At 67.2% G+C, this 22,724-nt stretch carries 22 protein-coding genes; 12 read left to right on the forward strand and 10 right to left on the reverse strand.

Going from position 1 to position 22,724, the window contains the following annotated elements; translation table 11 throughout:
• The 4 genes from dkgB to AP428_RS28535 all read right to left on the reverse strand — a co-directional run.
• A partial coding sequence (gene dkgB, locus AP428_RS28520) for a 2,5-didehydrogluconate reductase DkgB (protein WP_054928432.1) occupies positions 1-799 on the reverse strand: 799 nt, incomplete at its 3' end.
• Between the two features lie 151 nt (positions 800-950).
• On the reverse strand, positions 951-1,901 hold the full coding sequence (locus AP428_RS28525; protein WP_011549009.1) for an LLM class oxidoreductase: 951 nt from the start codon (positions 1,899-1,901) through the stop codon (positions 951-953).
• 16 nt (positions 1,902-1,917) lie between these two features.
• The gene (locus tag AP428_RS28530; protein WP_011549010.1) at positions 1,918-2,241 is read right to left on the reverse strand and encodes a hypothetical protein; all 324 of its coding nucleotides are present in this window, start codon (positions 2,239-2,241) and stop codon (positions 1,918-1,920) included.
• A gap of 28 nt (positions 2,242-2,269) precedes the next feature.
• Positions 2,270-3,472 carry an MFS transporter gene (locus tag AP428_RS28535; RefSeq protein WP_011549011.1) on the reverse strand — a complete coding sequence of 401 codons (1,203 nt, stop codon included), beginning with the start codon at positions 3,470-3,472 and terminating at the stop codon, positions 2,270-2,272.
• A gap of 101 nt (positions 3,473-3,573) precedes the next feature.
• Here AP428_RS28535 and AP428_RS28540 point away from each other — a divergent pair, with 101 nt between their 5' ends.
• Positions 3,574-4,518 (forward strand): LysR family transcriptional regulator, encoded by a 945-nt coding sequence (locus AP428_RS28540; RefSeq protein ID WP_011549012.1) that lies wholly within the window; start codon positions 3,574-3,576, stop codon positions 4,516-4,518.
• 70 nt (positions 4,519-4,588) lie between these two features.
• Here the strand turns inward: AP428_RS28540 and zwf are convergent, their stop codons facing one another.
• Positions 4,589-6,064, reverse strand: coding sequence for a glucose-6-phosphate dehydrogenase (zwf, locus tag AP428_RS28545; protein WP_011549013.1), 1,476 nt, complete (start codon positions 6,062-6,064; stop codon positions 4,589-4,591).
• A gap of 202 nt (positions 6,065-6,266) precedes the next feature.
• On the opposite strand from zwf, the gene AP428_RS28550 reads away from it, so the two are divergent.
• Together AP428_RS28550 and AP428_RS28555 are read left to right on the forward strand one after the other, a co-directional pair.
• Entirely contained in the window at positions 6,267-6,845 is a 579-nt protein-coding gene (locus AP428_RS28550) for a TetR/AcrR family transcriptional regulator (protein WP_011549014.1), read from the forward strand.
• A 152-nt stretch (positions 6,846-6,997) separates the two neighbouring features.
• On the forward strand, positions 6,998-7,873 hold the full coding sequence (locus AP428_RS28555; protein WP_054928438.1) for an SDR family NAD(P)-dependent oxidoreductase: 876 nt from the start codon (positions 6,998-7,000) through the stop codon (positions 7,871-7,873).
• 27 nt (positions 7,874-7,900) lie between these two features.
• On the opposite strand, the gene AP428_RS28560 is transcribed toward AP428_RS28555, so the two are convergent.
• The gene (locus AP428_RS28560) at positions 7,901-8,812 is read right to left on the reverse strand and encodes a LysR family transcriptional regulator (RefSeq protein WP_011549016.1); all 912 of its coding nucleotides are present in this window, start codon (positions 8,810-8,812) and stop codon (positions 7,901-7,903) included.
• A 249-nt stretch (positions 8,813-9,061) separates the two neighbouring features.
• Here AP428_RS28560 and AP428_RS28565 point away from each other — a divergent pair, with 249 nt between their 5' ends.
• Positions 9,062-10,405, forward strand: a complete 1,344-nt coding sequence (locus AP428_RS28565; RefSeq protein WP_011549017.1) for a serine hydrolase — start codon at positions 9,062-9,064, stop codon at positions 10,403-10,405.
• A gap of 109 nt (positions 10,406-10,514) precedes the next feature.
• Here the strand turns inward: AP428_RS28565 and AP428_RS28570 are convergent, their stop codons facing one another.
• The 4 genes from AP428_RS28570 to AP428_RS28585 all read right to left on the reverse strand — a co-directional run bounded on the left by AP428_RS28570 (position 10,515) and on the right by AP428_RS28585 (position 13,708).
• Positions 10,515-11,093, reverse strand: a complete 579-nt coding sequence (locus AP428_RS28570; RefSeq protein WP_011549018.1) for a peroxidase-related enzyme — start codon at positions 11,091-11,093, stop codon at positions 10,515-10,517.
• A gap of 33 nt (positions 11,094-11,126) precedes the next feature.
• On the reverse strand, positions 11,127-12,110 hold the full coding sequence (locus AP428_RS28575) for an MDR family oxidoreductase (protein ID WP_011549019.1): 984 nt from the start codon (positions 12,108-12,110) through the stop codon (positions 11,127-11,129).
• 45 nt (positions 12,111-12,155) lie between these two features.
• Complete coding sequence (locus AP428_RS28580; RefSeq protein ID WP_011549020.1) at positions 12,156-12,794, reverse strand: TetR/AcrR family transcriptional regulator; 639 nt, start codon at positions 12,792-12,794, stop codon at positions 12,156-12,158.
• A 203-nt stretch (positions 12,795-12,997) separates the two neighbouring features.
• On the reverse strand, positions 12,998-13,708 hold the full coding sequence (locus AP428_RS28585) for an IclR family transcriptional regulator (RefSeq protein WP_011694857.1): 711 nt from the start codon (positions 13,706-13,708) through the stop codon (positions 12,998-13,000).
• Positions 13,709-13,873: 165 nt separating this feature from the next.
• On the opposite strand from AP428_RS28585, the gene AP428_RS28590 reads away from it, so the two are divergent.
• The 8 genes from AP428_RS28590 (at position 13,874) to AP428_RS28625 (ending at position 22,718) form a co-directional block, all read left to right on the forward strand.
• On the forward strand, positions 13,874-14,572 hold the full coding sequence (locus AP428_RS28590; RefSeq protein WP_011549022.1) for an RraA family protein: 699 nt from the start codon (positions 13,874-13,876) through the stop codon (positions 14,570-14,572).
• Complete coding sequence (locus tag AP428_RS28595; RefSeq protein WP_011549023.1) at positions 14,572-15,519, forward strand: NAD(P)-dependent oxidoreductase; 948 nt, start codon at positions 14,572-14,574, stop codon at positions 15,517-15,519. The genes AP428_RS28590 and AP428_RS28595 overlap by 1 nt, the downstream gene beginning before the upstream one ends.
• Positions 15,520-15,540: 21 nt before the next feature.
• Positions 15,541-16,482 carry an SMP-30/gluconolactonase/LRE family protein gene (locus AP428_RS28600; protein WP_011549024.1) on the forward strand — a complete coding sequence of 314 codons (942 nt, stop codon included), beginning with the start codon at positions 15,541-15,543 and terminating at the stop codon, positions 16,480-16,482.
• An 86-nt stretch (positions 16,483-16,568) separates the two neighbouring features.
• Positions 16,569-17,948, forward strand: coding sequence for an MFS transporter (locus AP428_RS28605; protein WP_011694856.1), 1,380 nt, complete (start codon positions 16,569-16,571; stop codon positions 17,946-17,948).
• A 49-nt stretch (positions 17,949-17,997) separates the two neighbouring features.
• A complete protein-coding gene (locus AP428_RS28610; protein ID WP_011549026.1) occupies positions 17,998-19,149 on the forward strand; it encodes a porin in 1,152 nt (383 codons plus the stop codon).
• A gap of 10 nt (positions 19,150-19,159) precedes the next feature.
• Positions 19,160-20,206, forward strand: a complete 1,047-nt coding sequence (locus AP428_RS28615) for an amidohydrolase (protein WP_011549027.1) — start codon at positions 19,160-19,162, stop codon at positions 20,204-20,206.
• The gene (locus AP428_RS28620; protein WP_011549028.1) at positions 20,203-21,483 is read left to right on the forward strand and encodes an MFS transporter; all 1,281 of its coding nucleotides are present in this window, start codon (positions 20,203-20,205) and stop codon (positions 21,481-21,483) included. The genes AP428_RS28615 and AP428_RS28620 overlap by 4 nt, the downstream gene beginning before the upstream one ends.
• Positions 21,480-22,718: an MFS transporter gene (locus AP428_RS28625; protein ID WP_011549029.1), complete on the forward strand. Its 1,239-nt coding sequence runs from the start codon at positions 21,480-21,482 to the stop codon at positions 22,716-22,718. Before AP428_RS28620 ends, AP428_RS28625 begins: the two co-directional genes overlap by 4 nt.
• Positions 22,719-22,724 lie beyond the last annotated feature (6 nt).

Below are 22,724 nucleotides of genomic sequence, written 5' to 3' on the forward strand. Positions count from 1 at the left end.
ACTTCGGCGCGAGGCCGGCCGGGTCGACTTCGCGGCCGTTGCGTTCGAGCGCGGCGATCTGCGCCATGTCTTCGTCGGTCAGGCGCAGCGTCTGCGCGAGCAGGTTGCTCGCGAGGTTCTCGCGCTTGGTCGACGACGGAATCACCGAGTAGCCGAGTTGCAGCGCCCACGCGAGCGCGACTTGCGCCGGCGTCGCGTCGTGACGCTGCGCGATCGCGCCGATCACCGGGTCGCCGAGCACCTTGCCGTACGCGAGCGTCATGTACGACGTCACGTGGATGCCTTCGGCGTTCAGGAACTCGACCAGCTTGCGGTTCTGCAGGTACGGGCTCAGTTCGATCTGGTTCGTCGCGATCGCGTCCTTGCCGACCGCCGCGATCGCTTCCTTCGTCAGTTCGATGTTGAAGTTCGAGATGCCGATCTGGCGCGTGAGGCCCTTCGCCTTCGCATCGGCCAGCGCGGTCATGAACGCGTCGATCGACACGCCGTTGCCCGGGGCCGGCCAGTGGATCAGCGTCAGGTCGACGACGTCGGTGCGCAGCTTGCGCAGGCTTTCCTCGAGGCTGGCCGCCAGTTTCTCCGGCGCGTAGTTGTCGACCCAGATCTTCGTCGTGAGGAACAGGTCTTCGCGGCGCACGCCCGATGCGGCGATCGCTTCGCCGACTTCGGCTTCGTTGCCGTAGATCTGTGCGGTGTCGATCGCGCGGTAGCCGACTTCGAGGCCATTGCGGACCGAGTCGATGACCACCTGGCCTTGCAGGCGGAAGGTACCGAGGCCGAATGCGGGAATCTTGCTCATCATGTGCTCCTGAAAGAGGGGGAACGATTGCGGGATGGACGTCATTCTGGCGCTTGAGACTGATGAAATAAACGCCTTTAGAGGTCAAAAATATTTGATTTGAAATCAAATATTGGCCGGCAATTCGCCTATTGGAAGACGCTCGCCGGCCTTATGCGGCGAGCGTCTGCGGATTCGTTTTCGGATGGAATGCGGGCAGCACGTCCGCTGCGATTTCGGCCATCGTCTCGTCGAGCGGCCGCCGGTTGCGGCGGAAATGCAGGCCGATGTGCCGCACGCCTGCGTCGCGCATCGCCGCGAGTTCCTCCGTCAGCGCGATGCGCCCCGCGCGGGCGCCGAAGCGGTGCCGCTGCAGCGGTTCGTGCGGATCTTCCGCGAGGTCGAGGTGGATGAAGCTCACGTACGGCTTGTCGCCCGCCACCGCCCGCCAGTTCGCGGCGCGCTGCAGGTGATCGGCCGGCGTGCCCGGATACGCGAGGCAGCCGTCCATGTGCTCGCCGATCCACGCGGGCGTCTGCTGCGCAAGGCCCGCGACGAGCAGCGGCACCGGCGAGCGGGCGGCGGGCAGCACTTCCAGGCCGGGCGGCAGATGCCCGCGCGCGCCGTCGCGCAGCAGCGCGATCTGGTCGCGGAAGTTCGCGCCGCGCGACGCGAAGTCGCGGCCGAACAGCGGATATTCGACCGGCCGGTCGCCGCTCGCCACGCCGAGCAGCAGGCGCCCGCCGCTCAGTTCCTGGATCGTCGCGGCCGATTTCAGCGTCAGCAGCGGCTCGCGCAGCGGCAGCACGACGGCTGCGGTGCCAAGCAGGATGTCGCGCGTGATGCCGGCGAGGTAGCCGAGATACGAGAACGTTTCGAACACCTGAGCGGCGTCGCCGAACGACGGGTCGTACACCGGCACGTCGCGCACCCAGAGCGCGCGAAAGCCGAGCGTGTCGGCCAGTTGCGCGAGCTCCGCGTGGATTTCCAGGTCGGGCTCGCCGGGGTGGCGGCCGTCATGCCGGCGTTTCGCGTTGCCGGACGGCGTCCAGTCGTTGTCGAGCGGCAGTTCGATGCCGATGCTGAAGCCGCCGGCGGCGAGCTTGTCGAGGGAGGGGGACATGATCGGGTTGCTCCGTTCAGACCGCGCGCAGGCTGCCGTCGAGCCGGTAGAAATCGAGCGACGAAGCGGTGAAGAACGAGCGCGACGTGCCGGCGGCGAAATCGTCGATGTGCACGACAGTGGCGCGATCGGCTTCCTGCCACGAGATCGCGTAGGTCTCGCCGGCGATGGGCTGCCACGTGTATTCGACTTCGCCCTTCGCGCCCGCGTACGGGCCTTCGGTGATCTCGTAGCGCATGTGGCGGCCGTCCTCGTCGTACGCGTTGAGCGCGGTGAGGCCGTCGTAACGGACTTCGAAAGTCTTGCCGGCGAACGGCGGACGTTGGGTCGATGCGTTCATGCTGGTGGCTCCTGTGAAAAGGTGACGTTCAATGGGCGAGTTCGACGGGTTCGGCCGTGCGTGCCGGCAGGCCCTGACGGCTGTCGAGACGGCCGCTCAATGCGGTGAGCGCAAACGCGCCGAGCGTGACGGCGGCGGCGATCCACGGCGTGTGGCCGAGGCCGACGTTCGCGACGATCAGGCCGCCGAGCGACGAGCCGCCGGCCACGCCGAGGTTGAAAGCGGCGATGTTGAAGCCCGATGCGACGTCGGTGGCGTCCGGCGCGAAGTGGCGCGCCTGCTTGACGACGTACACCTGCAGCCCCGGCACGTTGCCGAACGCGACGGCGCCCCACGCGAGCATCGTCAGCACCGCGAGCCATTTCACGTGGATCGTGAAGGTCAGCGCGAGCAGCACGATCGCGAGCAGCAGGAAGATCCGCTTGAGCGCCTTCACGGGGCCGACGGCGTCCGCGAGCTTGCCGCCCCACACGTTGCCGACCGCGACCGACACGCCGTAGCCGACGAGCACGAGGCTGACCTGCGACGGCGTGAAGCCGGCGATCTGTTCGAGCAGCGGCGCCATATAGGTGAACGCGATCAGCGAGCCGCCGTAACCGACGGCCGTCATCGCATAGACGAGCAGCAGGCGCGGCTGGGCCAGCACGCGCAGCTGGCGGGCGAGCGGCGCGGGCGGCGTCTGCGGCAGCCCGCGCGGCACGAACGCGACCGCGCCGACGAACGCGACGAGGCCGAACAGCGCGACGATCAGGAACGTCGCGCGCCAGCCGAAGTGCTGGCCGATGAAGGTGCCGAGCGGAATGCCGGCGACGAACGCGACGGTCATGCCGCTGAACATCGTCGCGATCGCGCTGGCGGCCTTGTCCTTCGGCACGAGCGTGGTCGCGATGATCGAGCCGACCGAGAAGAACACGCCGTGCGCGAGGCCGGTGAGGATGCGCGCGACGATCAGCGATTCGTAGCCGGGCGCCTGCCATGCGACGAGGTTGCCGACGGTGAAGAGCGCCATCAGTCCGGCAAGCAGCGCCTTGCGCGGCACGCGGCCGGTGAGCGCGGTGAGGAGCGGCGCGCCGATCGCGACGCTCAGCGCGTACAGGCTGACGAGCAGGCCGGCGGACGGCAGGCTGACGCCGAGGTCGGCGCCGATCGTCGGGATCAGGCCGACGATCACGAATTCGGTGGTGCCGATGGCAAAGGCGCTGATGGTCAGCGCAAGCAACGCGAGTGGCATGACGGGATCCGGGTTTCAGTAGGAATGGATCGCAGTGTGCCGGCTTTACTTTTGCTGAAAAACTGGTCTATAAACCAAATTGTTTTGATTTCAAATCAACAATGAAGATCACCCTCGACGAACTCCAGGCCTTTGCCGCCGTGGTCGACACCGGTTCGATCACCGCCGCCGCCCAGCAGCTCGACCTCACCGTGTCGGCGACGAGCCGTACGCTCGCGCGGCTCGAGGAGAAGCTGAAGACCACGCTGCTGCGCCGGACCACCCGTCGGCTCGAACTGACGGAAGAAGGGCGCGCATTCCTGCAGAACGCGCGCGCGATCATCGAATCGGTCGAGACCGCGGAAGAGCAGATGCTCGCGCGGCGCGAGATGCCGTCCGGGCGCCTGCGCGTCGACGCCGCGACGCCGTTCATGCTGCACGTGATCGTGCCGCTCGTGCGCGGCTACCGCGAACGCTTCCCGAAGGTCGAGCTGGAGCTGAACAGCAACGAGGGCATCATCGATCTGCTGGAGCGGCGCACCGACGTCGCGATCCGGATCGGCCGGTTGAAGGATTCGACGCTGCACAGCCGGCGCATCGGCAACAGCCGGGTGCGCATCCTGGCAAGCCCCGACTACATCGAAGCGCATGGCCAGCCGCGCAAGGTCGAGGATCTCGACAAGCACACGCTGCTCGGCTTCACGCAGCCCGAATCGCTGAACGTATGGCCGATCCTCGGCACGGACGGCGAAGCATACCGCATCGAGCCGGACGTGTATTCGTCGAGCGGCGAAACGCTGCGGCAGCTTGCGCTGGAGGGCACGGGCGTCGTCTGCCTGTCGGATTTCGTGACCGCGCAGGATCGCGAAGCGGGGCGGCTGGTGCAGGTGCTCGCGCGCCACACGCTCGACGTCCAGCAGCCGATTCACGCGGTGTACTACCGCAATACCGCGATCTCGTCGCGGATCGCGTCGTTCGTCGACTACCTGATCGAGGTGCTGGGCGGCGGCGGCAGCGGCGGCGATGCGCCGGCGCGGCGCAAGGCCGCGTGGATGGAGCCGCAGTAGCGACGCAGCGCAGGCGGCGCTGCGCTGCGGGAGCGGGCGTGCCGCGCGGCGGCACGCCGTCGTGCTGCGATTACGCCTCTTCGGCCCACGACATCCCGTCGCGCGCGAGGAGCGCCGACGAAGCCGCGGGGCCGAACGTGCCGGCCGTGTACAGGCGCGGCCGGTCGCCGAGCTGCTTCCAGCCGTCGAGGATCGGCTCGACCCACGACCACGCGGCTTCCAGTTCGTCGCGGCGCATGAAATGCGTGAGGCGGCCGCGGATCACGTCGATCAGCAGCCGTTCGTACGCTTCCGCGCGCCGTTCCGGAATCGCCTGCTGCAGATCGAGGTTCAGGCTCACCGGCACCATGTTCATGCCGCTGCCCGGCTCCTTCGCGAGCATCTGCAGCTGGATCGACTCTTCCGGCTGGAGCTGGATCACGAGGCGGTTGCCGTAATTGCGCGGGCCGGTCGGGATGATCGAGAACGGCATGTCCGCGAACTCGATCACGATTTCCGACTGGCGGCGCTGCAGCCGCTTGCCGGTGCGCAGGAAGAACGGCACGTTCGCCCAGCGCCAGTTGTTGATGTGCGCGCGCAGCGCGACGAAGGTTTCCGCGCGGCTGTCCGCCGGCACGTTGTCTTCCTCGAGATAGCCCTTGACCGGCTGGCCGTCCACCGCGCCGGCCGTGTATTGGCCGCGCACCGTGTCGCGTGCGACGTCCGACAGCGACATCGGGCGCAGCGAGCGCAGCACCTTCAGCTTCTCGTCGCGCACCGCATCCGGATCGAGCGACACCGGCGGCTCCATCGCGACGATGCACAGCAGTTGCAGCAGGTGGTTCTGCACCATGTCGCGCAGCGCACCGGTATGGTCGTAGAAGCCCGCGCGGCTGCCGACGCCGACCGTCTCCGCGACCGTGATCTGCACGCTGCGGATGTTCGGCGCCTGCCACAGCGGCCCGAAGATCGGGTTGCCGAAGCGCAGCACCATCAGGTTCTGCACGGTTTCCTTGCCGAGATAGTGGTCGATCCGGTAGATCTGCGATTCCTCGAAGTGCTTGCCGACCGCATCGTTGATCGCCTTCGCGGACGCGAGATCGTGGCCCAGCGGCTTTTCGAGGACGACGCGCGAGTGCGCGTCGACGAGGTGCGCGGCCGACAGGTTGTCGCAGATCGTCGTGAACAGCTCCGGCGACGTCGACAGGTAGAACACGCGCACCGCGTCGCTACGCGCCGCTTCGGCGAGGCGCAGGTAGTCGTCCGGCGCGTTCACGTCGATCAGCACGTACTTGAACAGGTCGAGAAAGCGGCTCCACGCGTCGGCGTCGAACGCCTTCTCGTCGATGAACGGGCGCGACTGCTCGTCCATGAACTTGCGATAGCCGTCGATGCCCCAGTCGCGGCGGCCGACGGCGATGATGCGCGTCTCGGGCGGAAGATTGCAGTGCAGGTGCGCCATGTACAGCGCGGGCAACAGCTTGCGGGCGGCCAGGTCGCCGCCGCCGCCGAAGATGATCATGTCGACGGGCCGGTCGGCCGCCGTCTGGGAAGGCTGATTCGTCATGGGAGGTTCGCGGTTTGAAACGGTGAACGTGAAACGAACGTCGAGGGCAATGGGGCGCCGGATGCTCGGGCGCCGGTACGGCAAAACGCAATAGTGCACCGTTTTGATGGTTTGCGTATGCGTTCCCCCGGATGTAACAGGGCTTGCGTTCCGGATACCGTGTTGATTATGATTGAGCGCTCACTCATTAAAGGAATCGAACGTGGCCCGACCGCGCAGTCCCGACAAGCACGATGCCATCCTCGCCGCGGCCGCGCGTGCGCTCGCCGAGGACGGCGCGAGCGCGACGACGGCGCGTATCGCGAAGCTCGCCGGCGTGGCGGAAGGCACGGTGTTCACATACTTCGAGACCAAGGATGCGTTGCTGAACGCGCTGTACCTGAGCCTGAAGGCCGGCCTGCGCGAGGCGATGATGACCGGGTTTCCGGAACACGCGCCGGCCGAGCAGGCCGTGCGGCATGCGTGGAACGGCTACGTGTCGTGGGGCGTCGCGAATCCGGACGGGCGGCGCGCGCTGCAGCAGCTCGGCGTGAGCGGCCGCATCGACGATGCGCATCGGGCGGCCGGCGCGGAAGGCTTCGGCGGGATCGGCTCGCTGCTGCGTGAACAGGTCGGCGCGTCGGGCACGCTGAACCGCGACGAAGCCCATGCGTTCTGCTCGGCGTTGTTCACGTCGATCGCGGAAACCGCGATGGAATCGATCGCACGTGATCCGGCGCGGGCCGATGCATACCGGGAAGCGGGGTTTCGCGCGATGTGGGCCGTGTTGCACACGGTGTGAGTCAGGGATTGCCGTCGTGGCGGCGTGTGCCGCGACGACGGGCAGGGCGTTTCAGGCAGGGCGATGCAGGTCATGAACGATCGATACGTCGCCCAATTAATGAGTGAGTAATCATTCATTTTCATCGTTTCACCATCATCATGGAGTGGAAAATGTCGAAAGTCTGGTTGGTAACGGGGGCCGCGCGCGGCCTCGGGCGAGCGATTTCGGAAGCGGTGCTGGCGGCGGGCGACCGGCTGGTGGCGGGCGCACGCGATCCGGCGCGACTGGCCGATCTGGCCGAACGGTATGGCGACCGGCTGCTGCCGGTCGAACTCGACGTCACCGACGAAGCGGCGGCCGCGCAGGCCGTCTCGGCGGCACGCGCGGCGTTCGGCCGCATCGACGTGCTGGTGAACAACGCGGGCTACGGCCACACGGCGTCGTTCGAGCAGATGAGCGCCGACGCTTTCCGCGACCAGATCGAAACGAACCTGTTCGGCGTGATCAACCTCACGCGCGCGGTGCTGCCGACGATGCGCGCGCAGCGCGCCGGGCACATCTTCCAGGTGTCGTCGGTCGGCGGGCGCACGTCGACGCCCGGATTGTCCGCGTATCAGGCCGCGAAGCGGGCGGTCGGCGGGTTCAGCGACGTGCTCGCGAAGGAAGCGGCGCCGTTCGGCGTGCGCGTGTGCACGCTCGAGCCGGGCGGGATGCGCACCGAATGGGCCGCGCAGGCGAAGCGCGGCGTCGACGATCTGCTGCCCGACTATCAGCCGTCGGTCGGCAAGATTCTCGACCTGCTCGGTGCGTATGGCGGCCACGAGATCGGCGACCCCGCACGCATCGCGGCGCTGATCGTCGACCTGTCGCGCCGCGACGACGTGCCGCTGCGTTTGCTGCTCGGCGGCGATGCGCTGTTCGTCTGCGAGCAGGCGGAGCGGCAGCGTGCGGAAGAGGCGGCGCGGTGGCGGGACGCCACGCTGTCGACGCAGTTTCCGGATGCGAAGCTGCCGGACGGGCTCGATGCGTTGAAGGTGATCGAGTAACGGTGGCCGGCAGCATGGCCGCTGCGTTCAGCGTGCGCCGTGCTGCCGCTGCGCGGCTTTCTCCCATGCCGCGCCGGCGGCGTCGATCGCTTCGATGATCGGCGACGGATTCCACGTGCCGGGCTTCCACACCGCGACGATCGAATGGACGAGGCTGCCATGCCCGACCTCCGTGTCGATGCGCGTGACGGACGGCCAGCAGTTAGCGTCGAAATGCGTCGGCAGGAAGCCCCAGCCATGCCCGTGCTGGAGCAGGTGACGTACGGTTTCGAGTTCGTTCGCGTACACGAGCCGGTCCGACACCTGCAGCAGTTGCGCGAACTGCGTGCTCAGCGACCGGTGCATCACCACTTGCGGCTTCGCGGCGAGCGCGGGGACCGTGACCGGCGACCCGTTCGCCGGAAACAGGTCGGCCGACGCGTAAAAGCCGATCTCGATCGCGCCGACGGCCCGCCATTCGAGCTCGGCCGCGATGAACCGATTGCGTGCCAGGCTGATCGCGACCTGCGCGGCGCCGGACACGAGCGCCGCCTCGGCCTCGTCGCGGGACGCGCTCCACGTGCTGACGTCGATGCCCGACGCGGCGAGATCGTCGATCAACGCATGCAGCAGCGTGCGCGGCACGAACGGATCGTAGGCGATGCGGATCGCGTCGGCGATGCCCGACGGCACGCCTCTCGCCGCGGCGCCGAACGCTTGCGCCTGCCGCAGCAGCAGGCGCGCCTGGCGTTGCAGGCGTTCGCCCTCCGACGTCAGCGACAGCACCCGTCCACTGCGCGCGAAGAGCGGAAAGCCCAACTCGATTTCGAAGAATTCCAGCAGTTCGCTGACGGTCGAGCGGTCCTTGCCGAGATGCGCGGCGGCTTTCGTGATGCTGCCGTGTTCGGCAATGCACGCGAACGCCTCGATCTGCGCGAGCGAGTAAGTCAGTGCGCCCATGATGTCCCTTCCGGCGGATGCGGGGGATTTTCCCACATGTGCCGTTTTGCCTCGTCGACGCGCGCACTCGATACTGATTTTCGAGGGCGCGATGCGGGAGCCGCCGTGGGCGTGATCGACGCGCGTATGCCGCGCGTCGGACGCCGGTGACGATGGCACCGCCCGCGCCGCGCCCTGAAACGTTCGGGCCGTGCGGCGGAAACCTTCTTGCGCAGGCGCGACCGGACATCGTCGACAAGGACACACACAATGAAACCGAGGTTCGATCGTTCATTCGGCATCGCGCTTGCAGCGGCCATCGTCGCGGGCAGCGCAGTGACGGCGTCGTTCGCGCAAGCCGCGTCGTCTGCCGCGCTGCCCGCCGCCGCGACGTGCGGCGGCGTCGCGCTGGCCACGTGCCCCGCACCGTTCGACGCGACGCTGCCCGACCCGAAGCGGATGCTGACGTGGAGCCAGCCGGATCGCGTGATCGGCTTTCGCAACGACTATCGCAACTATCCGGGCGACGTGTTCCACCATGGCGCGGCCATGCCGTTCGTCGATGCCGCCCGCATGCTGACCGACATGTCGTACGAAGTGCACGGCAAGCGCTACACGCTGAAGGACTACCTGAAGCATCAGGACGTGGCCGGCCTGCTGGTGCTGAAGGACGGCAAGATCGCATACAAGTATCTCGGCGACGGCAACACCGATACGACGTTGTGGACGTCGCGCTCGGTCGGCAAGTCGGTCGTGTCGACGCTGGTCGGGGTCGCGTTGCAGGAAGGGAAGATCAAGTCGCTCGACGATCGCGTGACCGATTACGAGCCGGACCTGAAGGGCACCGCGTGGGACGGCGTGACGCTGAAGCAGTTGATCCAGCATACGTCCGGTGTCGCGTGGAACGAGAGCTACACGAATCCGGACTCCGATTTCGCGAAGCTCACCCAATGCGAGGCGCGGCCCGGCACGTATGCGTGCGTGCGCACGCTGGTCAAGGGGCTCGGCCGCGCGCATCCGCCCGGGCAGACCTGGTCGTACAGTTCCGGCGGCGCGTGGCTGCTCGGCGACGTGCTCGAACGCGCGACCGGCATGTCGCTCGCCGCTTATCTCGAAAAGACGATCTGGAAGCCGTACGGGATGGCGAGCGATGGCGTGTGGCACGCGTATCGCGAAGGGCAGCACGACGTCGGTGCGCATGGTTTCAACGCGACGCTGGAAGACTGGGGGCGCTTCGGCGAATTCGTGCTGGGTGGCGGCAAGCTGCCCGACGGCACGCGGATCTTGCCGGACGGCTGGCTCGACCGGGCGTCGGACTGGACGCAGGCGCGACAGTCGGTGTCGGCCGGGCACCCCGACGGCATTTACGGCTACCAGTGGTGGAACAACGCGGTGCCGGTCGATGCGAAGGGCACGGACCCGACGCCCGCAGCGTCGATGCGCGGCGCGCTGTGGGCGCTCGGCATCTTCGGCCAGGTCATCATGGTCAACCGCGCGGAGCATCTCGTGGTCGTGCAATGGTCGACGTGGCCGAAGGCGGAGCCGTCGTTCGATACGCTGCCGCTCGAAGCGTCGGTGTTCTACAGCGCGATCGCGCGGGAGTTGCGGCATTGAGCGTGCGCGTCGCGGCCACCTTGTTGCGGTGCATTGCCTGCCGCAACGCGCGGAAGGCCGGACGCAGGCGCGCCGGCCTTCCGGGGTGACGATGGCGCGATCGGGGTTCTCAGCGCCCCAGCGCGTAAAACGCCGCGTTGGGCCGCATGTTGGTCACGTTCGCGATGCGGTTGGACATCCCGAAGAAGGCCGAGATCGCCGCGATGTCCCAGATGTCGTCCTCGGTGAAGCCGTGCGTCTTCAGCGTGTCGAAGTCCGGCTCGCCCACTTGATGCGCGGCCTGCGACACCTTCATCGCGAAGTCCAGCATCGCCTTCTGCCGGGCGGTGATGTCGGCCTTGCGATAGTTGGTGGCGACCTGGTCGGCGATCAGCGGGTCCTTCGCGCGAATCCGCAGGATCGCCCCGTGCGCGATCACGCAGTACTGACACTGGTTCGCGGCGCTGGTGGCCACGACGATCATTTCGCGTTCGGCCTTGCTGAGATTGCCCGGCTTGTCCATCAGCGCGTCGTGGTACGCCATGAACGCGCGAAACTCGTCCGGGCGATGCGCGAGGGTGAGGAACACGTTCGGGATGAAGCCCGATTTCTCCTGGACGGCCGCGATGCGTGCGCGAATGTCGTCGGGCAGGTCTTCGAGCGCCGGCACCGGGAAGCGGCTGACGGGCGCATTGTCTGAAGCGGTCATGAAGTTTCCTCGATAAAGCGGCACGAATGACGATCACGCGTTCACGTCGACGACGACGCGGCCGCGCACCTTGCCGTCGATCAGTTCCGCGGCCAGCGGGATGACCTCGCTCAGGCCGACCCGACGGCCGATGGCGCCCAGCTTCTCGACGTCGAGATCGGACGCGAGCCGGCGCCAGGCCTCCAGCCGCTCGGCGCGCGGGCACATCACGCTGTCGATCCCGACGAGCGTGACGCCGCGCAGGATGAACGGCGCGACGGTCGCGGGGAAATCCATGCCGGCGGCGAGGCCGCAGGCCGTCACCACGCCGCGGTAGCGCGTGGTCGCGCACACGTTGGCGAGGACGTGGCTGCCGGCCACGTCGACGGCGCCGGCCCAGCGCTCCTTGCCGAGCGGCTTGCCGGGTGCGCTGAATTGAGCGCGATCCAGGATCTCCGCCGCGCCGAGTTGCCGCAGGTAGTCGGCATCGGCCGGGCGGCCCGTCACGGCGACGACGCGATACCCGAGCCGCGCGAGGAGGGCCGTCGCGACGCTGCCCACGCCGCCGGCCGCGCCCGTCACCACGATCTCGCCGTCGCCAGCGCGCACGCCGTGCCGTTCCAGCGCCATCACGCACAGCATCGCGGTGTAGCCGGCCGTGCCGATGGCCATCGCCTGTTGCGGCGAAAACGCGGACGGCAGCGGCACCAGCCAGTCGCCGTCGACCCGCGCCTTCTGCGCGAGGCCGCCCCAATGCGTTTCGCCGACGCCCCAGCCGTTGAGCACGACCTGATCGCCGGCGCGGTAATCCGGGTGCGTGCTCGCTTCGACTTCGCCGACCAGATCGATGCCCGGCACCATCGGGAACTTGCGCACGACCGGGCTCTTGCCGGTGATCGCCAGCCCGTCCTTGTAGTTCAGCGTCGAATAGCCCACGCGGATCGTCACGTTGCCGGCGGGCAACTGCGCGTCGTCCAGCGTGTGCAGCCGCGCGTGCTGGCCGGTTTCGTCCTTGTCGATCACGATGCCCTGGAACATGCGTCCTCCTTTCTAGACCGATCGTCTAATTAATCGTAAAAAAATTCAGCGGCGTGGCAATCCATTGAAGAAAAACTGCGCGAACAGCGCGAGTGGCTGGTCGCTGCGTTCGAGCTTCGCGCGCAGCACCGCACCTTCCCAGCCGATCCAGAAGAACGCGGCCAGCGCGGCGGGGTCGGCGGACTCCGCCAGCTCACCCGCCTGCTGCGCGGCGTCCAGGCATTCGGCCAGACGGCGCTGCCAGTCTTCGAACGTGGCGCGCAGACGGGCGCGGAAGCTTTCCGGCAGCGTGCCCATTTCCTGGCCGAGGTTGCCGATCAGGCAGCCGCGGTTGTACGCATGGCGGGCCATGCCGTCGCGGGCGTCGTCGACGAACGCGCGCACGCGCGCCAGCGGCGAGCGTTCCAGCTGGCTGAAATGGCGGTCGAGCTTGCGGGCGAAGAACTCGGCGTAGCGGTCGATCAGTTTGAGACCGAACGCTTCCTTGCTGTCGAAGTAGTGATAGAAGGAGCCCTTCGGCACGCCGGCGCGCCCGAGGATCTCGTCGAGCCCGGTGGCGGAAAAGCCCTTTTCGGTGAGGATCTCGAGCCCGGTGCGCAGCAGCATGTCGCGCGTGGCGACGAGGTCGTCGTGCTGTTTGGGTGGCCTGCCGCGGCGGCGCGGCGGATCGGTTCGAGCGTCCATGCGCGAATAATAGACCGTTCGTCTCGAAAATCAAGGGCCCGCGTGCCGAGCCGATTGGACAGGCCGATTGGGCGGGCCGTCGCGTCGGTGCGGCGACGCATGCGTCACGCCCCCGGGGCCGGGGCGGGGCATGGTGTGGACGTGGCCTTGGTCAGGCGACGAGCGGTTCGCCGACCTGAACCACGCCTTGCTCAAAGCGGCGATCAGATGCCGTAGACGGTCTCGCAGAGCGCGACACTCGCGCCCAGCTTCCGCGATAGATCGGCGGCGGCATCCAGCTGCGGTCGATCCAGTTCACCCGATTCGTGCGCGACGCTGAGGCGCGACGCTGGACCGGACAGCGTCAGCGCCGCCATGAACTTGTCGCCGGCGCCGAAGACCGGCACCGCGAACGCTGCCGTGTGCACATCGCGTGCACCCGCGGTGAAGAGGGGTAGTGCGGGCGGCTTGTCATAGATCGGTTCGCCAAGACCCCAGAAACGGATCACCTGGCTGATGGCCGTGTCGTCGAGCGGCAGCATCGTGCCCGCGAGCCGCGTTTCACGCAGGCCTTCGGACGGCTCGACCCGAAACAGGCAAAGCCGCTGCCCGTTGTCGTGCACGTAGTACGATGCGCTTTCCTTCGTCAGCGCGGCCAGCGCGTGCAGCGCCGGTTCGACCACCGTGGACAGATGGAAGGATTGCTCGTACAGCTTGCCGAGGTACAGCACGCGGTGCCCAAGCGAATAGTTGCCGGACTGGGCGCGCACGACATAGCCCATTCGCTCCAGCGAGTTCATCAGCCGATAGACCGTCGTCTTGTGCATGCCGGATGCTTGCGACAGCGTCGCGAGCGACTGCGATTCGGCGCCCGGCTTGAAGCAGTCCAGCAGCGAAAGCGCCTTTTCCACGGCAACCACGCCGTCATTTCCCATTCCTTCTCTCCCGTCGACACACGACGGGTATTGTACAGAGTAAAACGCTGGTTTACCACGTAAAAGGGTAAACGCCAGTGCCCTGGTATGGGTTGTCTCGTTATAGTGATTTCACTATGTACACCAGTGTTGTACAGAGTACAACGCGCAACCCGAGGTCGAGTCATGAGCAAGCCATCCGTCAGCATTTCTCCGATCAATCGCGACATCGAACGCATCTCGCCGGAACTGGTTCAGGCGGCCGCGCGTTACCAGGCCGCGATCCTTGCCGACGTCGCGGGCCGCCGCGGCACGGTGCATGGCCGCGTGCGGCCGCTGTCGCCGAAGATGAAGGTCGCCGGCCCCGCAGTCACGGTCGAAGTCCGTCCGGGCGACAACCTGGCGATCCATGCGGCGCTCGCCGTCGCGAAGCCGGGCGACGTCGTCGTGGTCGACGGCAAGGGCGACATCTCGTGCGCGCTGCTCGGCGAAATCATGGCGGCGCAGGCGAAGGCGAGCGGCATCGCCGGCATCGTCATCGACGGCGCGGTGCGCGACGCGCACGAACTGGCCAACGGCGACTACCCGATCTTCTCGGCCGGCCTCAATCCGTGCGGTCCGACCAAAAGCATCGCGGGGCGCGTGAATGCACCGATCTCGCTGGGCGGCGCGACGGTCAATCCGGGCGACCTGGTGGTCGGCGACGCAGACGGCGTCGTCGTCATTCCCCGCGCCGACGTCGCGCGCATCGTCGATCTCGCGCAGAAAAAGCTGGACTTCGAAACCGCGCGTATCGCGGCGATCCACAAGGGCGACCTTCGTCCGGGCTGGATCGAGAAGGAGTTGCGTGCAGCCGGCATGCTGGCCGAAGGCGAGGCACTGTGATGCGGATCGCTTCGCACAAGCCCGTGGTCCTCGTGACCGCCGCCGACCTTGCGCCGCAAGCGCTCGAGATGCTTGCGCAGTTCGACGTCGTGTTCGCCGGCAAGCAACCGACCGAGGACGACATCGTGGCGCTCTGCATCGAGCACAAGCCGGTCGCGATCATCGTCCGGTACGGCAAGATCAACGCCCGCATCATGGACGCGGCCGAAAACCTGCAGGTGATTTCGAAGCACGGCAGCGGCATCGACGTGATCGATCAGGACGCGGCTGCCGCACGCGGTATCGCGGTGCGCGCCGCGGTCGGCGCGAATGCGGCCGCCGTCGCCGAGCACGCATGGGCGCTGCTGCTCGCGTGCGCGAAGTCGGTTCCGCAGCTCGATATCCGCATGCGCGAAGGCCATTGGGACAAGGCGACGCACAAGTCCGTCGAACTCGACGGGCGCACGCTCGGCCTCGTCGGACTCGGCGCGATCGGCCGGCGCGTGGCCGCGATCGGTGCGGCGTTCGGCATGAAGGTGCTCGCGTTCGATCCGTTCGCGAAGGAAGCGCCCGCCGGTGTGAAGCGCGTGGCGCTCGACACGCTGTACGCGGAGTCGGACGTCGTGTCGCTGCATTGTCCGTTGACGGCCGACAACCGCCGGATGCTCAACCGCGACACATTCGCACGTTTCAAGCGCGGGGCGATTCTGGTCAATACCGCACGCGGTGGCTTGATCGACGAAGCCGCGCTTGCCGACGCGCTGGCGAGCGGCCAATTGCGCGCGGCCGGCCTCGACAGCTTCGATGTCGAGCCGATGACGGTGCCGCACCCGTTCCAGCAGATCCCCAACGTGATTCTGTCTCCGCATGTCGGCGGCGTGAGCGATGCCGCGTACGTGAACATGGGGAAGGGCGCGGCCGCCAACGTTCTCGCGGTGCTCGACGAACGCGCGCACAGCGCGGCTTGAACCCTGAACATCGAGGTACGCATGTTTTATCTGACGAGTCCCGACGTACGCGAAGCCGAAGTATTCACGCGCATGCCGGAGAAGTTTCGCAAGCCGGACGTCCGCACGGAATGGGCGCGCGCGAATCGCGGCGGCATGGTCACCGATTCCTTTCTCGAAGGGCCGGTCTGGGACCCGGACGGCTATCTGTTCGTCACCGACATTCCGCACGGGCGCATCTTCCGCATTTCGCCGTCGGGCGACTGGGATCTCGTCGTCGAATACGACGGCGAGCCCAACGGGATGAAGCGCTTCGACGCATCGCACCTGATCATCACCGACTACCGGAACGGCCTGATGCTGCTCGATATCGAGCGCGGTGAAATTCGCCCGCATCTCGAGCGCCGCAACACCGAGCGCTTCAAGGGCGTGAACGACCTGACGTTCGACTCGGCCGGCAACCTCTATTTCACCGACCAGGGGCAGACCGGGCTGCACGATCCGACGGGCCGCGTGTATCGGCTGTCGCCCGACGGCAAGCTCGACATGCTGCTCGGCACCTGCCCGAGCCCGAACGGGCTCGTCCTGTCGCGCGACGAGAAGGTGCTGTTCGTCGCGATGACGCGCGGCAATGCCGTGTGGCGCATGCCGTTGCAGGCCGACGGGTCGGTCAGCAAGGTCAGCCAGTTCTTTACCTCCTACGGACCGAGCGGGCCCGACGGCCTCACCGTCGATCTCGAAGGCCGCCTGTTCGTCGCGAATCCGGGGCTCGGCCGCGTGTGGGTGCTCAACCATTGCGCGGAGCCCGTCGAGATCCTGACCGGACCGAAAGGGGCGTCGCTCACGAGCGTGTGCTTCGGCGGCCCGGACATGAAGACGCTTTTCATCACCGAATCGACGTCCGGTTCCGTCCTGAAAGCGGACATGAGTATTGCCGGCCCGCTGCCGAAACAGGCAGCGAAACGGGCAGTGAAGCAGGACTGAGACCCACGAGCCGGGAAGCCGCGCATCGGCTTCCCGCCCGCATGCCGAAAGATCGCGCCGCCAGCCGCGCGACGAAGGAGACAAGCATGACCATTTCGCACGCGCTGCATGCCGGCGATGACGCCCCGCGCGCCGACGCGCCGTCCTCGGCGCAGCTTGCCGGCGACGATTACGCGGCCAGCGAGCGCACGCTCGCCAAGGCGTTCCGGCGCATTCTGCCGTTCATCTTCGTCTGCTACGTGATCAGCTATCTCGACAGGACCAACGTCGGTTTCGCGGCGCTCACGATGAACAAGGATCTCGGTCTGACGGCCGAGCAGTTCGGTGTCGGTGCAGGCCTCTTCTTCATCGGCTATTTCCTGTTCGAGATTCCGAGCAACCTGATCATGCAGAAGGTCGGGGCGCGCGTATGGATCGCGAGAATCATGATCACGTGGGGCCTGTTCTCGATGGCGACGGCATTCGTCGTCGGACCGAAGAGCTTTGCGGCCGCGCGTTTTCTGCTCGGGCTCGCCGAGGCGGGGTTCACGCCCGGCATCTACCTGTATTTCACGCACTGGTTTCCCGGCAAGTGGCGCGCGAAGGTGACGGCCGCCTTCCTCGTCGGCATTCCCGTCGCGAACATGATCGGCTCGCCGATTTCGGGCGCGCTGCTCGAACTCGGCGGCCTGCATGGGCTGCGCAGCTGGCAGTGGCTGCTGCTGATCGAAGGCGTCCCTGCGGTGATGCTCGGCATCGCGTGCCTGTTCGTGCTGGCCGACCGTCCAGAGAAAGCCGCGTGGCTCAGTGACGAAGAGAAGGCGTCGCTCGCGAAGCGCCTCGCGTTCGAGCAGCGCGACATCGGCGCGAAGCACGGCAGCACACTGCGCGACGCGATGACGAACTGGCGTGTGTTCGTGCTCGCGTTCGTCAACTTCTGCGGGATCGTCGGCTCGCTCGGCGTCGGCTTGTGGATGCCGCAGATCATCAAGCAGTTCGGCGTCGAACACGCGGTGGTCGGCTGGCTGACGGCCATCCCGTATGCGATCGGCGCCGGTGCGATGCTCTGGTGGGCGCGTCTCGCCAATCGCGCTGCCAACCGTATTCCGTATGTTGCCGGTGCGCTCGCGCTGGCCGCGGCGGCGTTGTGTGCGAGCGCCTTCATTCATGCGCCGGTTTTCAAGCTGATCGCACTGTGCGTCACGGTGAGCGGAATCCTCGCGTTCCAGGCGACTTACTGGGCCATCCCGTCGGGATTCCTCACCGGCCGGGCCGCCGCGGGCGGACTCGCGCTGATCGTGTCGGTCGGCAATCTCGGCGGCTTCGTCGGGCCGTCGATGATCGGTGCGCTCAAGCAATTCTCGGGCGGCTTCACCGCGCCGCTCATCGCCGTGTCGGGTGTGCTGCTACTCGGCGCGTTGACCATCGCATGGCTCGGCGATCCGGGCTCGGGCGCCGGCGAAGCGCCTGTCACCCGCGAGGCGTGAATTTTCTTTCGCCAGAACACCCACCCACAAAAAACAGTTTGGAGACTTCATGTTGTCGAATCAGGCCAGCCAGCATTCCCGCCCGAAACCCCGCTTCATGCTCGGCGCCGTCACCGTCGCGAGCGCGGCCTCGTGGTGCGTTGCCGCGCATGCGCAAAGCAGCGTCACGCTGTACGGCATTGCCGATGTCGGCGTCGAACACGTCAACAATACGAATACCGGCGGCGCGCAGACGCGCGAAGCGTCGGGCAATCTGTCCGGTTCGCGCTGGGGACTGAAGGGCGTCGAGGATCTCGGCGGCGGCATGAAGGCCATTTTCCAGCTGGAAAACGGCTTCAACATCAATGACGGCACGACCGCGCAGTCGACGAAAGGTCTCGGTTCGAACGCCGCCACGACGTCGCGGATTTTCGGCCGGCAGGCGTGGGTCGGGCTGGCGTACCGGGGCCAACAACTCACGTTCGGCCGCCAGAACGCGCTTTTTTACGAACAGGCCGTGGCCTTCGACCCGATGGGCGCGTCGTCGCGATACTCGGTGCTGTCGGTCGACTACGCGGCGGCCGCGCGCATCGACAACTCGGTGAAGTACACCGGCGTGTTCGGCCCACTGACGGCGCAGGCCATGTATAGCACCCGCTACGACACCGGGTACGGCGCCGAGGTGCCGGGCGCGCAACTCACCGGCCGCTTCTTCAGCGCGGCGCTGACTTTCTCGCAAGGGCCGCTCGCCGCGAGCGTGTCGTACGAGCAGCGCAACAGCAACACCGTCGCGACCAACACGGGCACCGAGCGGCGCGCCACGGCCGCCGCGTCGTATGCGATCGGACCGGTGAAGGGATTCGCTGGTTATCGCTACCTTCGTGCGTCGAATGCGTTCCTGCCGGCGAACCCGATCCGTGTCGCGAACGGCGCCGAAGCCAGCACGGCGAACCTGTACTGGGCCGGCGCGCAATACGCGGTGTCGCCCGCGTTCGTGGTCACGGCGACGGCCTATTACCAGGACGTGCATTCGACGAGTGCCGACCCGTGGCTCGCCGTGCTCTGTGCGGACTATCTGCTGTCGAAGCGCACCGATATCTATGCGACGGCGGGTTTCGCGCGCAACAAGGGCGGCTCCGCGCTCGGCGTGAACGGCTATGGCACGGTCGCGCCCGATCACAACCAGACGGGTGTGGTGATCGGCATGCGCCAGAAGTTCTGAGGCGAGTGCGATGCAGACCGTTCACGCGCCCCATCTGCCGGTCAGGCCCGAGTGGCTCGCATTGCGCGACGAGCCGGTGCTCGAACCCGAACTCGCCATCGTCGACGCCCATCACCACCTGTGGGACCGCCAGACCGGGCGCTATCTCGCGGACGAGTTCGGCGCGGACGTGCGCAGCGGGCATCGGGTCGTGTCGACGGTCTACGTGCAGTGTCGATCGATGTTGCGCGCAAGCGGGCCGGAGGCGTTCAAGCCGGTGGGCGAAGTGGCATTCGCGAGCGGCGTCGCCGCGATGTTCGACAGCGGCGCATACGGCCCCACGCGCTGTTGCGAGGCCATCGTCGGCGGCGCCGATCTGTCGCTCGGCGCGGAACTCGAGGCGGTGCTCGACACGATGCTGCAGGTGTCCGGCGGGCGATTGCGCGGCATCCGCAATCCGCTCGCGTGGCATGCGAGCCCCGACGTGCGGTCGAGCCCGGTGACGCCGCCGCGCGACCGGATGTCGGAGCAGGCTTTCAGGCAGGGCGTGGCGACGCTCGGCCGCTACGGACTGTCGCTCGACGCGTGGGTCTATCACACGCAGCTCGACGACCTGTACGAACTCGTGCGCGCGTCCGAGGACGTCATCGTCGTCATCGACCACTTTGGCGGCCCCGTCGGCGTGGGGCCGCATGCCGGCCGGCGTGCCGAAGTGCATGCGCAGTGGAAACGGCAGCTCGGGCGTCTCGCCGCGCTGCCGAACACGCGCATGAAGCTCGGCGGCGCGGGCATGACCGTGTTCGGTTTCGATTTCGCCGCGCGCGAGTTGCCGCCGTCGTCGCAGGACCTGGCGGCCGCGTGGCAGCCGTATTTCGACACCTGCGTCGAGCTTTTCGGCGTCGATCGCTGCATGTTCGAAAGCAACTTCCCCGTCGACAAGGGGATGTTCAGCTATCGCGTGCTGTGGAACGCCTTCAAACGACTCGCGTCCGCGATGTCGGCCGACGAAAAGGCCGCGCTGTTCAGCCGGACGGCCGCCTCGACGTATCGCGTCGCGATTCCCGGAGACAACCCATGAAGACGACTGCAACCGCGGCGACGCAGGACATCGATTCCGCCGCCGCAGAAAAAGGGCTCACGCGCGTGACCGGTATCGAGTGGCGTGCGCTGTCGCTCGCGGGGCTCGGCTGGACGTTCGAGAGCTACGACTCGTTCCTGCTGTCGCTGCTGCTGCCGACGCTCGCGCTGCAGTTCGGGCTGAACAAGGCGCAGCTCGGCATGTTCACGAGCGTCACGGCGGCCGGACAGATCATCGGCGGCATTCTGTTCGGTTTCGTGTCGGACCGGATCGGGCGCGTGCGCACCGCGCTGCTCTGCGTCGGCATCTACTCGCTGTTTTCCGGCCTGATCGCATTTGCGCCCGATGCGCATGCGTTCGCCACGTTGCGCTTTTTCGGCGCGCTCGGCATGGGCGGGACCTGGACCGCCGGCGCGGCGCTCATCGCGGAGACCTGGCATCCGGGCCGGCGCGGCAAGGGTGGCGCGCTGATGCAGATGGGCTTGCCGATCGGCGCGATTCTCGCGATCGCGATCTCGGGCATCGTCGGCGCCACGCATGGCGGATTGGGCGGCGACAGCTGGCGTCTGCTGTTCCTGATCGGTGCGTCGCCGTTCTTCATTCTGTTCTGGGTCGCGCGCAAGACGCCGGAGTCGCCGATCTGGCTCGAGCGCAGGCACGCGAAGCCGCAGGCTCGCAAGCCCGACACGGCCGGTCACGAGAAGCTGAACGTACGCGGCCTGCTCACCGCCTTCTGCTTCATCTTCTTTCTGCAGTATCTCTATTGGGGTGTATTCACGTGGACGCCGACGTTCCTGATCACGGTGAAGCACCTCGACTTCGTGCATAGCCTGAAGTTCGTGCTGGCGCTGCAGTTCGGCGCGATCACCGGGTTCCTGCTGTTCTCGGCGTGGGTCGACCGGCTCGGCCGGCGGCCGATGTTCCTGGCCTACCTGGTGGTCGGCGCGCTGGCCGTCGGCGTGTATATCGTGTCGGCGAATCCGTTGCTGCTGATGACCGCGATCTTTCTGACGGGCTTCAGCGTGAACGGCATCTTCGCGGGCGCCGGCCCGTTCCTCGCGGAGATCATCGGCAATACGGCATCGCGCGGCTTCTTCATGGGTCTCGCGTACAACGGCGGCCGGCTCGGCGGCTTCATCGCGCCGTTGATCATCGGTGCGCTGGCGTCGACGTCGGGCGGCTTCGTGCTCGGGCTCGCGACGACGATCGTCGCGTTCGTCGCCGCGGCCGCGGTCGTGCTGTTCGCGCCCGAAACGCGCGGGAAGACGTTGTCATGACCGTCGCGACGCAAGCGGGGTGGGTGAACAGGCTGTTTCCGGCGCTGACGGAGGCATCGCTGCGGCGCTACCTGAGCGGGCAGGTCGCGTCGGTGCTCGGCAGCTGGACGCAGAACGTCACGCTGAATCTGCTGATCTATCACCTGTCCGGCTCGGCGGCGATCCTCGCGCTGCTCAACTTCCTGCTGTACGGGCCGCAGTTGATCGTCGCGCCGGTGGCGGGCTCCCGCATCGGCACGGCCAACGCGCGCCGCGTGACGCTCTGCGTGCTGACGACGTCGCTGCTGCTGACGGGCAGCCTCTTCACGTTGTCGCTGCTCGGCCTGCTCGGCGTGAAGCTGATCCTCGCGCATGCGCTGGCGATCGGCGTGTCGAGCGCGGTGGAAACGCCGGCGCGGCAGGTGCTGCTGCTGACGAGCCTGCAGGATGCGACGCACACGTCCAACGCGGTCGCGATGAACACGATGGTCTACAACGTCGGGCGCATGGTCGGCCCGACCATCGCCGGATTCGTCTATCCGACGCTGGGCCCCAGGACGTCGTTTGCGATCTATGCGCTTGCGCTGTGCTTCATGGCGGCGTGCGTGCGGTCGATCCGGACCGCGACGGTGGACCGCCCGTCGCGCGCGGAAAGCGGCCTGCGCGACGCGGTCGGCTACGTGCTGTCCGATGCGTTCTCGGCCCGCTATCTGCCGATTCTCGCGTGCATCGGCTTGTTCGCCGGCAGCTACCAGACGCTCGTGCCGCTGCTCGCGGATCAGGGTTTTCACGACGCGGCGCGCTTTACCGGCGTGTTCTTCGCGTGCGCCGGCGCCGGCTCGTTGAGCGCGGCGGTGCTGCTGTCGTCGGCGTTCGGGCCGCGCGCGTCGCGCCGGTTCATCGCCTATGCACCGTGGACGGCAGTCGGCGCGCTGGCCGTACTGGCCGCGACGACCGATGCGGCGGGATCGATTCCCGCGTTCTATGCGCTCGGCTTCAGCCTCACGTTCGCGGCCACGTCGACGAACGCGACGATTCAGCGGCAGTGCCCGGAGCATGTGCGCGGCGGGCTCGTCGGGATGTACGGCATGGCCTACAACGGCACGATGCCGTTCGGTTACCTGCTCGTCGGCAGCGCATCGGAGGCGCTCGGCGTGCGACACACCTTCGCCGCCATGGCCGCCGTGCTGGCGTGCGGCGTGGTGGCGGTCATCGCGTGGCAACGGTTCACAGGAACGCGCTCAGGCGCACAATAAACGGAG

Source organism: Burkholderia sp. E168m22, assembly GCF_001319805.1.
GTDB lineage: Bacteria > Pseudomonadota > Gammaproteobacteria > Burkholderiales > Burkholderiaceae > Burkholderia > Burkholderia orbicola.

Excerpts from the sequence above, each read along its gene's own strand:
- AP428_RS28555 (WP_054928438.1), top strand. The coding sequence starts at position 6,998 with ATGTCGAAAGTCTGGTTGGTAACGGGGGCCGCGCGCGGCCTCGGGCGA.
- AP428_RS28560 (WP_011549016.1), bottom strand. The coding sequence starts at position 8,812 with ATGGGCGCACTGACTTACTCGCTCGCGCAGATCGAGGCGTTCGCGTGC.
- zwf (WP_011549013.1), bottom strand. The coding sequence starts at position 6,064 with ATGACGAATCAGCCTTCCCAGACGGCGGCCGACCGGCCCGTCGACATG.
- AP428_RS28540 (WP_011549012.1), top strand. The coding sequence starts at position 3,574 with ATGAAGATCACCCTCGACGAACTCCAGGCCTTTGCCGCCGTGGTCGAC.
- AP428_RS28600 (WP_011549024.1), top strand. The coding sequence starts at position 15,541 with ATGTTTTATCTGACGAGTCCCGACGTACGCGAAGCCGAAGTATTCACG.
- AP428_RS28565 (WP_011549017.1), top strand. The coding sequence starts at position 9,062 with ATGAAACCGAGGTTCGATCGTTCATTCGGCATCGCGCTTGCAGCGGCC.
- AP428_RS28610 (WP_011549026.1), top strand. The coding sequence starts at position 17,998 with ATGTTGTCGAATCAGGCCAGCCAGCATTCCCGCCCGAAACCCCGCTTC.
- AP428_RS28595 (WP_011549023.1), top strand. The coding sequence starts at position 14,572 with ATGCGGATCGCTTCGCACAAGCCCGTGGTCCTCGTGACCGCCGCCGAC.
- AP428_RS28535 (WP_011549011.1), bottom strand. The coding sequence starts at position 3,472 with ATGCCACTCGCGTTGCTTGCGCTGACCATCAGCGCCTTTGCCATCGGC.
- AP428_RS28530 (WP_011549010.1), bottom strand. The coding sequence starts at position 2,241 with ATGAACGCATCGACCCAACGTCCGCCGTTCGCCGGCAAGACTTTCGAA.
- AP428_RS28620 (WP_011549028.1), top strand. The coding sequence starts at position 20,203 with ATGAAGACGACTGCAACCGCGGCGACGCAGGACATCGATTCCGCCGCC.
- AP428_RS28625 (WP_011549029.1), top strand. The coding sequence starts at position 21,480 with ATGACCGTCGCGACGCAAGCGGGGTGGGTGAACAGGCTGTTTCCGGCG.
- AP428_RS28615 (WP_011549027.1), top strand. The coding sequence starts at position 19,160 with ATGCAGACCGTTCACGCGCCCCATCTGCCGGTCAGGCCCGAGTGGCTC.
- AP428_RS28580 (WP_011549020.1), bottom strand. The coding sequence starts at position 12,794 with ATGGACGCTCGAACCGATCCGCCGCGCCGCCGCGGCAGGCCACCCAAA.
- AP428_RS28575 (WP_011549019.1), bottom strand. The coding sequence starts at position 12,110 with ATGTTCCAGGGCATCGTGATCGACAAGGACGAAACCGGCCAGCACGCG.
- AP428_RS28590 (WP_011549022.1), top strand. The coding sequence starts at position 13,874 with ATGAGCAAGCCATCCGTCAGCATTTCTCCGATCAATCGCGACATCGAA.
- AP428_RS28570 (WP_011549018.1), bottom strand. The coding sequence starts at position 11,093 with ATGACCGCTTCAGACAATGCGCCCGTCAGCCGCTTCCCGGTGCCGGCG.
- AP428_RS28585 (WP_011694857.1), bottom strand. The coding sequence starts at position 13,708 with ATGGGAAATGACGGCGTGGTTGCCGTGGAAAAGGCGCTTTCGCTGCTG.
- AP428_RS28525 (WP_011549009.1), bottom strand. The coding sequence starts at position 1,901 with ATGTCCCCCTCCCTCGACAAGCTCGCCGCCGGCGGCTTCAGCATCGGC.
- AP428_RS28605 (WP_011694856.1), top strand. The coding sequence starts at position 16,569 with ATGACCATTTCGCACGCGCTGCATGCCGGCGATGACGCCCCGCGCGCC.